The 13,653-nt window shown below is 39.1% G+C and carries 13 protein-coding genes; 6 read left to right on the forward strand and 7 right to left on the reverse strand.

Features of this window, described 5'->3' with window-relative positions:
- Positions 1–213: 213 nt before the first annotated feature.
- Positions 214–2,625 (forward strand): TonB-dependent receptor domain-containing protein, encoded by a 2,412-nt coding sequence (locus ABS766_RS10705; RefSeq protein ID WP_408085147.1) that lies wholly within the window; start codon positions 214–216, stop codon positions 2,623–2,625.
- Between the two features lie 92 nt (positions 2,626–2,717).
- On the opposite strand, the gene ABS766_RS10710 is transcribed toward ABS766_RS10705, so the two are convergent.
- The 3 genes from ABS766_RS10710 to ABS766_RS10720 form a co-directional block, all read right to left on the reverse strand.
- The gene (locus ABS766_RS10710) at positions 2,718–3,233 is read right to left on the reverse strand and encodes a L,D-transpeptidase family protein (RefSeq protein WP_408085148.1); all 516 of its coding nucleotides are present in this window, start codon (positions 3,231–3,233) and stop codon (positions 2,718–2,720) included.
- Positions 3,234–3,306: 73 nt separating this feature from the next.
- Positions 3,307–4,320, reverse strand: a complete 1,014-nt coding sequence (locus ABS766_RS10715; RefSeq protein ID WP_408085149.1) for a 3-oxoacyl-ACP synthase III family protein — start codon at positions 4,318–4,320, stop codon at positions 3,307–3,309.
- An 89-nt stretch (positions 4,321–4,409) separates the two neighbouring features.
- Complete coding sequence (locus ABS766_RS10720; RefSeq protein WP_408085150.1) at positions 4,410–5,369, reverse strand: ABC transporter ATP-binding protein; 960 nt, start codon at positions 5,367–5,369, stop codon at positions 4,410–4,412.
- 235 nt (positions 5,370–5,604) lie between these two features.
- Here ABS766_RS10720 and ABS766_RS10725 point away from each other — a divergent pair, with 235 nt between their 5' ends.
- Positions 5,605–6,249, forward strand: a complete 645-nt coding sequence (locus ABS766_RS10725; RefSeq protein WP_408085151.1) for an outer membrane beta-barrel protein — start codon at positions 5,605–5,607, stop codon at positions 6,247–6,249.
- 346 nt (positions 6,250–6,595) lie between these two features.
- Positions 6,596–7,720, forward strand: coding sequence for a hypothetical protein (locus ABS766_RS10730; RefSeq protein ID WP_408085152.1), 1,125 nt, complete (start codon positions 6,596–6,598; stop codon positions 7,718–7,720).
- Between the two features lie 76 nt (positions 7,721–7,796).
- Here the strand turns inward: ABS766_RS10730 and ABS766_RS10735 are convergent, their stop codons facing one another.
- From ABS766_RS10735 to ABS766_RS10745, 3 genes are all read right to left on the reverse strand, one after another.
- A complete protein-coding gene (locus ABS766_RS10735) occupies positions 7,797–8,345 on the reverse strand; it encodes a DUF4136 domain-containing protein (protein ID WP_408085153.1) in 549 nt (182 codons plus the stop codon).
- 79 nt (positions 8,346–8,424) lie between these two features.
- Positions 8,425–10,416, reverse strand: coding sequence for a urocanate hydratase (locus tag ABS766_RS10740; protein ID WP_408085154.1), 1,992 nt, complete (start codon positions 10,414–10,416; stop codon positions 8,425–8,427).
- 73 nt (positions 10,417–10,489) lie between these two features.
- Positions 10,490–10,666 (reverse strand): DUF5522 domain-containing protein, encoded by a 177-nt coding sequence (locus tag ABS766_RS10745; RefSeq protein ID WP_408085155.1) that lies wholly within the window; start codon positions 10,664–10,666, stop codon positions 10,490–10,492.
- Positions 10,667–10,697: 31 nt separating this feature from the next.
- Here ABS766_RS10745 and ABS766_RS10750 point away from each other — a divergent pair, with 31 nt between their 5' ends.
- Genes ABS766_RS10750 through ABS766_RS10760 form a run of 3 tightly spaced genes read left to right on the forward strand, consistent with a single transcriptional unit; the run spans position 10,698 to position 12,765 of the window.
- Complete coding sequence (locus ABS766_RS10750) at positions 10,698–11,024, forward strand: hypothetical protein (protein ID WP_408085244.1); 327 nt, start codon at positions 10,698–10,700, stop codon at positions 11,022–11,024.
- Between the two features lie 57 nt (positions 11,025–11,081).
- Complete coding sequence (locus ABS766_RS10755) at positions 11,082–11,570, forward strand: DUF1761 domain-containing protein (RefSeq protein ID WP_408085156.1); 489 nt, start codon at positions 11,082–11,084, stop codon at positions 11,568–11,570.
- Between the two features lie 49 nt (positions 11,571–11,619).
- Entirely contained in the window at positions 11,620–12,765 is a 1,146-nt protein-coding gene (locus tag ABS766_RS10760) for an 8-amino-7-oxononanoate synthase (protein ID WP_408085157.1), read from the forward strand.
- Here ABS766_RS10760 and ABS766_RS10765 read toward each other — a convergent pair.
- Positions 12,755–13,639 carry a diacylglycerol/lipid kinase family protein gene (locus tag ABS766_RS10765; protein ID WP_408085158.1) on the reverse strand — a complete coding sequence of 295 codons (885 nt, stop codon included), beginning with the start codon at positions 13,637–13,639 and terminating at the stop codon, positions 12,755–12,757. The genes ABS766_RS10760 and ABS766_RS10765 overlap by 11 nt on opposite strands.
- Between the last annotated feature and the right edge of the window lie 14 nt (positions 13,640–13,653).

Here is a 13,653-nt window from a genome sequence, read left to right on the forward strand (position 1 = left end):
AAACAACACTTTCAAATGCTGAGGACGGAATAATTTGTTAAAACCACCCAACAAAAAGCGCTATACCCCTTTGATTACAAGAATGTTATTTCACGCTTTTTATTTACGGGAAATGCCTCATTATTAAAAAGCATATTTTTTTTAGAATTTTGTGTAACATTTTTGAGCCATGGTTGTCTTATCAGGTATCAATCATTAATCAAAAAACGCGCAATGAAGCTTAAAATGCTAATAGTGCTCCTAATAGGGAGCATAGTATCTCTTACTGCCCAGACACAAGGCAGCATCTCCGGAAAAGTTACCGATAAAGCCACCACCCAACCACTACCTTATGTAAGCATTGTGGTTAAGGACGGTGACCAGGTAATTAATGGCGGCATAACTGATGATAACGGGGCCTTTGATGTTAAAAACCTTCCTTTAAAAAATTATACTGTAGAAATACAATTTATAGGTTATAAAACTACTACTGTTATGGCCAATCTCTCTGCAGAGAACAAGGCTGTTAACCTGGGCAACATAATACTGGCTGAAGATGCCACGCAGCTTGATGAACTTGAAATAGTTAAAGAAGTAAGCACTATTGAACAGAAGATAGACCGTAAGGTGATTACCGTTGGGCGTGACCTTACCACAGCCGGGGCAACGGCAAGTGATATTATGGGCAATATTCCATCAGTAAATGTAGACCAGGATGGAAATATTTCGCTAAGAGGTAACCAGAATGTAAGGATACTGATAGACGGACGCCCTACCACTATGGATGCCGCTACCCTTTTAAAACAAATACCCAGTACCTCTATAAAAAAGATTGAACTGATTACCAACCCCAGTGCTAAATATAACCCAGAGGGTATGAGTGGTATTATAAATATAATACTTCAAAAAAATGTAAACCGCGGGTTTAACGGTAGTGTAAATACTGGGGTAACTTTTGGACAAACCCCAAAATATAATGGCTCTGTAGACTTAAACTACCGTACCGGAAAAGTTAATTTTTTTGGAAACATTGGTACCAATGGCGGTAATTACTATAATGAGGGACGCATTGAGCGTTTAGATACCCAACAGCTTAACACGTTTGATATTGTAAACCGTAACAAAGGCTTTTTAGGTAAAATTGGGATGGATTATTATATTGATGATTACAACACTTTTTCGGTGTATACCAACCAAAATTACGGTTCTGGTACAGCTACAATAGATAATACCATTAAATACCCTGAAGGCAGTATGTATGATAATATAGCTCAATATTCTGATATTGATGCTGACAACCATAATAACACCTATGACATTGCCTATAAACATAAATTTGAAAAAGAAGGCCATACCCTTGATTTTGAAGCCAATTACAACGACACCAAGGGCAATCAGGCTGCCGATTATAAAACCATTACCGGCGCAGCAGACCCTGTATTTTATAATGATGATACAGATGATAGACGCCAGACCGTTGTTGCGAACCTGGATTATGTTAACCCGCTAAATGAAAAAACTACTTTTGAAGCTGGCGCCGAAGCACGCATAATACGTAATGACAACACCTATAATACCACCCGTATTTTTGATAACCCGGCGCTTCAAAACTCTGTATATAGTTATGATAACGATATTTATTCTGCCTATGTAACCTTTGGGCAAAAGCTGGGCAAGTTTAGTTACCAAGTAGGGTTACGTGCCGAAAGCTATAAAGCCAATGCCAACTTTAACAATGGCGACAGTACTTTTGAGAATGATTATATTACTGTTTACCCTACCACTTTTATCTCTTATACTATAAATGATAAAAACACGGTACAAATGAGTTATGGCCGCCGTGTAGACAGGCCAAGCCTTGACCAGACTAAACCGATACGTGAGTTTAGCACACCCCTTATTACATCATTAGGTAACCCTGAACTAAGGCCACAGTTTACCAACTCTATTGAGGCCAATTATACCCGCATGTTTGGAGAACGCTCCAGCATTACAGGAGGTGTGTATTACAGATTTATTAACGACGAAATTAACCGGGTGCTTTATCCTGATGAAACTACCCCAAATACACAGGACCAGATAATGAGCTTTGCCAACTTTAGCCATAATAACGCCTATGGTTTTGAGGTATCGGCAAATTATAAAATAAACACATGGTGGGATATACAACCGGCTATAGATTTTAACAGTATTAACCAGCAGGGTCTTGTGGCTGAGTTTACCGAGGGCAGTGATACTGAATTTGAGTATGTAAACAAAAAAATTACAGCCAACTCTTTTAATGCACGTATGAACAGCAACTTTAAGGTAACTAAAAAACTAAGTTTTCTTTTATTTGGGTTTTACCGTGGCGGGGTAAACGGGGTACAAAACAACAGCCACGAAATGTATAAGGTAGACAGCGGCGCCCGCTACAGCATGTTAGATAACAGGCTTACGGCAAGCATACGCTTTAATGATATGTTCCACACTATGCGTTATGCGTTTGACAGCCAAAATCCTTTCCCTCAAACTGGTGAATTCCGCTGGGAAAGCCGCACAGTATATGTAGGGATAAATTATATGTTTGGCCAGGGTAAAAACAGGGCAATGCAGCGCAAACAACGTGATGACAATACCAAACAGAACAGTGGAGGCATGTTTTAGCCCTATTTATTATAAATAGCAGATTTTATGTTTTTCATATTTTAATTTAGGTCCGCCCGCTCCGGTTTGAGTTAGTACCGGGGTGGGTTTTTTTATGGCTCTATCTGTATAACGGCATTAGGAATAACCGTTTTATACAGTTCATCAATTTCTTCATCTGTTACTGCAATACAGCCCGCTGTCCAGTTTTTCCATCTATGGAATTTACCAATATATCCCCGGCCGTTTCTCAATCCGTGAATTTTAATCAGTCCACCGGGCAACTTGCCCAACCTTCTTGCATAGGCAATATCCTCCGCATTAGGATATGAAATGCCTAAATTTTTATGGTAACCGCTATTAGGGTTTCTTTCATTTATGGTATATGTACCCTCGGGCGTTTTACCATCACCTTCAAATTGTTTATGCCCTACGGGGTTTTTACCTAATGCTATTTTATATGTTTTAACCAATGTGTTGCCATTATAGGCTTGCATGACACGTTTAGATTTGTTTACAACTAGTTTATCTATCACCGTGCCCGGGGCAAGCTTATGGGAGGGATAAAAATAATATACTGCCAAAACAACAACCAAAACCAGCAAAGTATACACTATATATTTCCACATACTACTTACTATTTGAATTATAAATATAAAAAAAGCCTGCTTGTTGCAGGCTATAGTAGTGCAGCAAAATAAATTACCATTTAATAATAGCACTCCCCCAGGTAAAACCACTACCAAAAGCGGCAAGCACTACTGTGTCTCCCTCTTTAATTTTACCTTCTCCCCATGCCTCAGTTAAAGCAATTGGCACAGATGCTGCAGTAGTATTACCGTATTTCATAATGTTGTTATATACCTGATCATCGTTTAGTTTAAACTGATGCTGGATAAATTGTGATATCCTTAAATTGGCCTGATGGGGTATTAACATGTCAATATCACTCACCTGCAGGTTGTTGGCTTTTAATGCTTCCATAATAACTTCACTAAAGCGCTGCACAGCATTTTTAAATACAAACTGCCCATTCATGTGCGGATAATATGAAGTATCTTCCGGATTATCATCTGCCAGTATATCAGTAACCCAGCGTTTACCCATGCCTGGTGCAATAAGACTCAGTTCTTCTGCATATTGCCCCTCGCTGTGCAGGTGGGTACTTAAAATACCTTTTGCGGTATCTTCTTCCCTTGTTAATACGGCTGCACCTGCCCCATCACCAAATATTACCGATACGCCCCTGCCCCGGGTAGTCATATCAAGACCCGTGCTGTGCAATTCAGATCCTATTATCAGGATGTTTTTATACATACCGGTTTTTATAAACTGGTCGGCTACCGAGAGTGCATATATAAATCCGGAACACTGGTTGCGCACATCCAGCGCCCCAATAGTTTTACTAAGTTCAAGATCCCTCTGCACCAGTACCCCCGGCCCTGGAAAATAATAATCCGGGCTTAGTGTGGCAAATATTATAAAGTCTATATCATCTTTATGGATGCTGGCACGCTCTATGGCTTTTTTTGCGGCTTTAACGCCCATGGTAGTGGTAGTGTTTCCATCGCCCTTTACTACATGCCTGCGCTCTTTTATACCGGTACGTTCCTGTATCCAGGCATCATTGGTCTCCATTATTTTAGAAAGGTCGCTATTAGTAACAACATTTTCGGGAACATAATAGCCCAAGCCGGAAATTTTTGAATGATACATTTATTTATTTTTAAAAATAAGATTACAAAATTATACAATCATTAAATATAAGGCTTTACGATGTGATTTTTTTAATTTATCACAAATATTTAACCAAAAGCATCCCTGTCTACCGCAAGCTGTACTTCGGTATTTGCAGCAAGCTCTTTATTATGTTCAAAAAAAATAACCTGCCTGCCCAGCGCCCCTTTAACAAGATAGCGGCTGCCTTTAAAAAAAGATTGTTTTACCACAACCTTTAGCGGGCCTTCGGGCGCTATTTTAAGCTGGTGCGGATATATAAATACAGTGTCATCAGCATTTTGGGTAAGTGTAAGCAATTCCAGCTTAATTTCATTTACCTCACCAAATAACGACGCCGTATACTTATCTTTAGGATTATAGTATATTTCTTTAGAAGGGGCTATATCAACAAGCACCCCCTGGCGTATTACCACTGTTTCATCTGCAAAAGAAAGAGCATCGGTACTATCGTGCGTGGCGACAATAACCGTAATACCTTTTTGCTTTAAATAGGCAAATAAATTTCTGCGGAGTGCATTTTTCCTGAAGTTATCAATATGGCTAAATGGTTCATCCAGCAGGAGTACTTCCGGCTCCAGCGCCAGTACTTTTGCCAAAGCAATACGCTGCTGCTGCCCCCCGCTAAGGTTTTGTGCCTTTGTATTTGCAAAACCTTCCATTTCTACAATCTGTAGTAGCTCCAATATGCGGTTTTGCTTTTCTTCCGGATAAATATTAGATAAAAATGTACCTACATTTTCTGCCACAGTAGTGTAAGGCATAAGGTCAAAATCCTGTGCAAGGTATTTCATATAAGGCATACCGGGAACCAGATTAAATTTTGGCCCTGTAACGGGCTTGCCTTTATAACTTATTTCACCTTCGTTAGCATCATGCAAACCGTATATAAGTTTTAGCAGTGTACTTTTGCCACAACCACTCTCTCCTATTACTGCAATATGACGCCCTTTTTTTACTGAAAAAGATATATTGCGCAGGACAGGGATATCGCTATAGCCAAAAGTGAGGTTTTTAATCTGGAGCATGTATAAAATGTTTGATGCAAAAATATGCTAAATGTTATAAAATAATAAGGGTATGCTTAGTTTAAAGCATACCCTTATTTCACTAACCAATAAATAAAACACACTTACATGAAAAAAAGCCCTCATAGCAATTTCTCCTAATTATACATACGCACATAATACATAATAGGTTTTTGTTTTGAATGTTAAATTTTTACGGGATATATTTGCGGTACTTTTTTAAAAATTCTTCAACATGAACCTAAAAAGAAACCTTTTTTTACTCGTATTATTATTTTCAGCCAGTGTTTTTTCACAAAACAAGAATGACCAGTATTCTATTGAAGCAGGTTATGGTTTAGGTATTTCGGGTAAGCCGGGCATTACGCAGCTTAATCACTTTGAGGTAGGCTTTAGGTATATGGTAGATGAATTTTGGGGGATGAAATTTGATTTTGGCGCTGATAAATTTACAACTACCGCAGAAGGCGCTGATAAAGAAACAGGAACAGATTACAAAAGGATATCGGTACAGGCAGTACATAACCTGGGACGTACCTTAAATTTGCGGGAGAGTATTGCCAATACTAATATGCTTGCGCATGCGGGCTTTGGCTACTCTTATATGACCACTATTAACATTGTTACCGGAAAGCAGGATAAAACAGATAGTATGGGTAATTTTATTATTGGTATTACCCCACAATACCATATTATTAAAAACCTTGCACTGCATGCGGATTTTTCCTACATCGTGAATTTTTCGCAAAACAGGGATTATGATGGGAACTGGCATAACCAGGAAGACCCTATTAAAGGCTTTACAGGATCTCTTGCGAATATTTCGGTTGGACTTACCTTTTATTTTGGCAGCAACTCATCTGATGTTGACTGGAGGTAATACCCGGAAATTATATCAGGATACCCCTTTCACAAAAATAACATAAGCATAGAACAGTTGTAATGTTTACTTCTGCCTTTTAATAATCTGTATTAGGCAAAATAATGCTTACCATTATCTTTTATAGCTAATTAATTGTTTTTACAAAAGTTAACTTACTTGGAAATTTTGAAAAAAATTCAACAAAAAGAACATTTTAGCTTTTTTTTTGCATTTTAAAACCCTATAAGTAACTGAATATTAGAAAATAAGCATTATTTAACAAATATTTAACTATTTACCTTGAAATAACATGCGTAATTTCGGGTTTTTAAATATTACACTAATCTAACATTACTTAATTGTTATGAAAAAATTATTTTGCTTTTTAGCTGTTGCCGGAACAGCTTTATTTACATCATGTAGTAACGATGATGATTCTGGTTCAAATAAGGAAACTGCTATTGTATTAACTGCAGATGCACAGACAGTAACTGTAGGTGAAACTTTTACTTTTACAGTAAAAAATAACCTTGATGAAAATGTAACTTCTGACGCAACAATCTATGTGAACAATGTAGCACAATCAGGAAATACTTTTGAAGCAACACAAGTGGGTAGCTTTACCGTGCATGCAACAAAAGATGACCTGACCAGTAATGATATTACTGTTGTTGTAGCTGCTAACCCTGCTACATCTGTAAGTGTTGCGGTTTCTGCAACCGAAGTAAATGTAGGCGATGAGGTAACTTTTACTGCAACTACAAATACATCTGTTGATGTTACAGAAGATGCTGTATTTTATGTAAATGATGTAGCTATAGAAGGTAATGCTTTTACTCCTGATGCATCAGGAAGTTATAGTGTTCATGCTGTTTATCAGGAACTAACGAGTGAAGATGTTATGTTTACCGCTACTTTGGAAGGTACAAATATTGCCTTACTAAATGGTACTGAGTACACTACTGATAAATCTACTCTTTACTATCTTGGAAGTGATCTTGAAGCAGGATTAAGCTACTGGGTAGCAAACCCATACAATCAGGTTGGTGAAGGTGATGATGCCTCTTATCCTAATGATGTTTATATTTACTTTACAACAGCACAGTTAAGTGAATCTCTTGATTTACCAACTACAGGTTCTTATACTTTTGGTGATGATGCTACAGTAAACAGTATTTTTAATGTTGAAGTATATCTTGATTCTAATACTTATGCTGACGATACTGAAGTAGCTACCGATGCTTCTATGAATATAAGCGCTTTTGAAGCTGGTAATACAGTAGAATCACAAACATGGACTTATGACTACACTATCACTTTAGCGAATGGTGATGTAGTTAGTGGAAATTATGACGGCCAATGGGGCTTTTATGATACTACTACCGGAAGGTTTGCCGCAAGGACAACAAATAATGCAGCCGTTAAAAATGCAACTCAGGCACAAATAGCACAAGCTAAAGCACAAGTTCTTGCTAAAAGAAATAAATAATATAAATACACATTTGTATTAACACAAAAGGGTCGGTTTCATATGAAGCCGACCCTTTTTTATATGTCCTATTTACTTAATCTTTTTGCGGAGGGAACTCAGCTATAATTTTTTGTACAAACTCTTTAATTCTTTCTGTTTTTTTATCGCGGTTTTGGGTTAATACCCCATTTCCCACACCCTGCCAAACCAGTTCTTTTTTACTGGCATCAATCATATCTACATACAGGGTGCCTTCTGTCTGGGTATTAACAGAGGTGTAACCACCCCATCCCCAAGGACCTCCCCAACCCCAGTAAGGGCCCCAGCCCCAGCCCATACCGTAGCCTCCCCAGTTATTTACATTAACATTTTGGGTGGCTTTGGTAAAAAAATTCACATACAGATCGGGCTTATCGCTTTTAGTAAAACCTTTTGATGCTAACTCTGCTTCAAGCGCGTTCATAATACGCTTTTTGTCAAGGTCATTTATTTCGGCCTTATCAATACCATCTTTCAAAAACCCATAGGTTTTATAAGCGGTAAAATTAACGGTATCGTCATAATCTGAACGTACATTAATAGAGGCACAGCCCACTGCAAAGGCAGCGATAAATAATAACGGGAGATATTTAATTGTTCTCATAATTCTGGTAATAAAAGTTAATCGTTTTTTCATAGCAACAAAAACACCGCAACACCAGCAATCAACTCTTTAACAGGAATTACAAATCAAATACTGTATCACTAACATTATTGGGCAGGGTAACTTTTAAAAGAGGCTCATGCTCCATAGCGCGTTTTATAGCAAAAACAGCCCCCTCATTACGTGCCCAGCCTCGCCTTGCAATACCATTGTTAACATCCCAGAAAAGCATTGATTCCAAGCGTCTTGACGCTTCCTGAGAACCATCAAGAACCATGCCGAAGCCACCATTTATAACCTCTCCCCAACCTACACCGCCACCGTTGTGTATGCTTACCCATGTAGCCCCGCGAAAGCTATCGCCTATTACATTTTGTATGGCCATATCGGCCGTAAAGCGTGATCCGTCATAAATATTGCTCGTTTCCCTGTAAGGGGAATCAGTACCACTTACATCATGATGGTCGCGCCCCAATACCACCGGGCCTATTTTACCTTCGGCAATAGCTTTATTAAAAGCCCTTGCAATATTTATACGCCCATCGGCATCGGCATATAAAATGCGCGCCTGAGACCCTACTACCAGTTTATTTTGCTGCGCGCCTTTTATCCAGCGAATGTTATCTTCCATTTGCTGGCGTATTTCACCAGGGGCAGTTATAGCCATTTCTTCCAGTACCGAAGCCGCCAAATCATCTGTAAATTGCAAATCTTCCGGCTTACCAGAAGCGCATACCCAACGGAACGGTCCAAAACCATAGTCAAAACACATAGGCCCCATAATATCCTGCACATAACTTGGATATTTAAAGTCAATACCATTATCTGCCATAATATCGGCTCCGGCACGGGAGGCCTCTAAAAGGAAAGCATTACCATAGTCAAAGAAATACGTACCCTTTGCAGTATGCCTGTTTATAGCCGCTGCCTGCCTGCGTAATGACTCCTGTACTTTTTCTTTAAAAGTTACAGGGTCATTAGCCATATACACGTTGGCATCTTCAAAAGAAAGCCCCACAGGATAATAGCCCCCTGCCCAGGGATTATGCAACGAGGTTTGGTCGCTACCCAGGTCTATATATATATTCTCTTTGTCAAACTTCTCCCATACCTCCACCACATTACCCTGATATGCTATAGAAACTACTTCTTTGTTTTCTTTAGCTTTTCTTACCCGTGTTACAAGGTCATCCAGATTAGAAATTACTTCATCTACCCAGCCCTGGCTGTGGCGGGTATATACTGCTTTGGGGTTTACTTCGGCACAAACTGTAATACAACCAGCAATATTACCGGCTTTAGGCTGTGCGCCACTCATGCCACCAAGTCCTGAGGTTACAAATAATTTACCAGCAAGCCCTTCACCGTTTTTCGCTATTTTACGCCCGCCGTTAAGTACTGTAATAGTAGTGCCATGAACAATACCCTGAGGCCCTATGTACATATAACTACCAGCAGTCATTTGTCCGTATTGAGATACCCCAAGAGCATTAAATTTTTCCCAGTCATCGGGTTTACTGTAGTTTGGTATTACCATGCCATTAGTAACTACTACCCTTGGCGCCTCTTTATGAGACGGGAACAGGCCCATAGGGTGTCCGCTATACATTACCAGTGTTTGCCCATCAGTCATTTCGGCAAGATATTTCATGGTAAGCCGGTATTGCGCCCAGTTTTGAAACACCGCCCCGTTACCGCCATAAGTAATCAGTTCATGCGGGTGTTGTGCCACGGCATAGTCAAGGTTATTTTGTATCATCAGCATTATGGCCTTTGCCTGCTGGCAATTACCCGGGTATTCATCTATAGGGCGGGCATACATTTTGTAATCAGGCCTGAGGCGGTACATGTAAATGCGGCCGTATTTATCAAGCTCTTCTGCAAACTCTTTTACCAGTACCTCATGGTGTTGTGGCTCAAAATATCTCAAGGCATTGCGTAATGCCAGTTTTTTTTCTTCGGCAGATAATATATCTTTTCGCTTTGGTGCATGGTTTATAGCAGTATCATACGGCTTTGGTTGCGGTAAAACGGATGGTATGCCTTCTAATATTTGTTGTTGAAATGTCATTTATTATAGTATTTAGTGTTTAGTATTCAGAGTTCAGCTCTGTAACCAGCAACTGACAACCGGCAACCAATAACTATTTCTTAAAGTCTCCCGTTTTTTTATCATACCCGTATGGGCAGTGGCGGCAGCCGCTTTTACAGCAGTAACCCCGTTTTAAATGATAAGCTTCGGTAAATACTTTATAACCTTCGGGCGACAGGTAATAATCTTCACCCTCTGTTAATTTATTTCCAAAAATTTCGCTGCTCATATTCGCAAATTTAGGAACTTTACAGGGAATGATAGTTGTTACCTCTAAATATTTAGTACCTAAAGGCTATACCGCCATAACGCTTTTCCCATTTATTTTGCTTAGGGATAAGCAATTTAATAACCCTGAATTGCTGAACCATGAACGCATTCACCTGCGACAGCAGGCTGAGCTTTTAATTATACCGTTTTATATTTGGTACAGTATAGAATATCTTATACGCCTCATCTATTATAAAAACAAACAGAAGGCTTATAGAAACATCTGTTTTGAACGGGAAGCATACGCCTGTGAAGGCAACCCGGCATACCTAAAACACCGACAGCCATGGCGTTTTTTAAAATACATAAAACACTGATTTACAAATAAATTAAAATATTATATTTGTTTGACATAACACCAAAACAATTAAAATATGTTAGTAAATCCCTGGGCTTTTGTTGTAGCCACCATTATTATGTTGCCTATTGGCTTTATATGGTACAACCCTAAAGTTTTTGGCACCATATGGATGCGTGAGGCAGGTATTATACCAGATCCCGCCCAAAAAGGCAACATGCTAAAAATATTTGCGCTCACACTGCTTTTTGCCTTTATGGCAAATATGCTTTTACAAACTATTGTAGTACACCAAATGGGTGCCATGAGCCTTATTGGCGGGGCAATGAAAGCAGATAGCGCCAAACCAAGCTATACCGCCTTTATGGCCGATTATGCCGATGCATACCGCACTTTTAAACACGGTGCGCTTCATGGTTGTCTTACCGGTATATTTTTGGGATTGCCTATAGCAGGTACCAGCGCACTTTTTGAAAAAAAGAGCTGGAAATACATACTTATAAATTCCGGGTACTGGGTGGTATGCCTTACACTAATGGGAGGTATACTGTGCAGCTGGCAATAAATTTGTAACTTTGCCTATCTCCCACTTTGGGCTGGCTTATAATTAAAACTTGGCACAACAGCTACATTACAAAATTTTTAACTCGGCAGCGGCACTACCTCCTGAATGGGATAACCTGTCATTAAAAAACATTTTTCTTTCAAGGGCATACCTTTCTGTATTAGAACAGTCAGCACCTGATAATGTTGAAGCCCATTTTATAGGAATATTTGCTAATGATACCCTTTGTGCTATTGCACTGGCCCAATACATTAATTTATATAATGTAACTACGTTTACCCCACAACAAAAAGATTTTTGCTTAAAAGAATACCTTTTTAAAAAATTTTCTTCAAGGGTGCTTATCCTGGGCAATAATATGCTTACCGGGCAAAATGCTTATTTAATTGATGGAAATAGTAATGAAGCTGATGTATTAAAGGCTTTTGAAAACGCTTTACTGGATATTAAAAGCCAATACAGGTGCAAAGGCATTACAATAAACCTGATAGCTGTTAAAGATTTTAATGAAGACGAGTTCCCTGATTTTAAGGCTGCGGGGTACCACGGCTATTACCGTTTTAGCACCCAGCCAAATATGATATTTGACATCCGCAGCAGCTGGCGGGCTATGGATAATTATCTTTCTGACCTTACTACCAAATACCGCACCCAATATAACCGTGCCCGGAAAAAGGCAGAAGGCATAGAAAAATACCAGCTAAACGCCGAAGAAATAAAAGATAACAACCCTTGCATACAAAGGCTGTACCTTACTGTTGCAGGCAATGCGGGTTTCAATACGTTTCACCTGCCGGAGAACCATTTTTATATTTTTAAACAACAACTTAAAGATAACTTTCGCTTTTATGGCTATTTTCTTGAGGGGAAACTAATCGGTTTTAATACTCTTATTAAAAACGGCAAAGATATGGATACTTATTTTTTAGGGTATGATGCATCTTTACAAAAACAAAAAATGCTGTACCTGAATATGCTGTATGATATGGCCGGATATGGTATTAAGAAACAATTTAGCCATATAATATACGGCCGTACTGCAATGGAGATAAAAAGCTCTATAGGTGCCCGGGCAGAAAAAGTATACGGCCTTATAAAACACACCAATCCACTAGTAAACCTCTTTATGGCACGTTTTTTTATTTATTTTGACCCTGTGGTGGAATGGAAAGAGCGCAGCCCTTTTAAAAATTAGGCACCGATACCTTCATTTGTTTGTGCAGTATTTTAATATCCAGTTTATCGGTAAGTCCGCAATATTCACCATCAATCTGAAAACTCACCGGTGCGTTGGTTTCAATAAGAGCCTCCTGTGTTGAAATGATATCTACATTTTCATCATCTTTAACCGGCATATTGCCTGTAAGTATTTTACCAATTAATATGGGATCCAGGCTTTTTAAAATTACTATTTCAAATTTACCATCATCCATTTTTCCTATCGGGTTAATAGTAACACCTGTACCATATCGCTTTGTATTGGCTATAACAATCATCCTGGCTTCGGTGCGCATTGTTTCCCCGTTGGCTTTTATATCTGCCTCAAAAGGGTCTCCCAGTTCTTTCAACGTGTTAAATGCCTGTAAGGCATAACCTAATTTACCCCGTAACTTACCTCCTTCATAATTTTTAATCAGTTCGGCATTGGCGCCAAGGTCACTCAGGTGTAAACTCATTTTTTTGTTTATGCTCACCATGTCCATCGCCATAGGCTTGCCATTAAATGCTGTTTCAATAATTTCATCAACATCCTCAGGCAATTCAAGGTCAACCGAAAGCCCGTTGGCGCTGCCGGCAGGCAACACCCCTATAATAATATCCCGTTTCTCTAATGCTTCGGCCACCATTTTTATGGTCCCATCACCCCCTGCCACGAGTATTCTGGGCGGGTTGTGTTTTATGCAAAGTTGTTTTATTACCTCCTCGTCATTGTCACCTGTAGTTTCGTATTCTATCAGTGTAACTCCTTTATCCTGGGCATATTGCTTTACGCTTTCGAGTAGTTCGGTTTTGTCATGCCCTCCTGAGATAGGATTAACAACCAATATAAATTTATCCTGAAGGCTCATTTGCTTTAAATTTT

The sequence above is a fragment of the Flavobacterium rhizosphaerae genome, from assembly GCF_046000445.1.
Classification (GTDB): Bacteria; Bacteroidota; Bacteroidia; order Flavobacteriales; family Flavobacteriaceae; genus Flavobacterium; species Flavobacterium rhizosphaerae.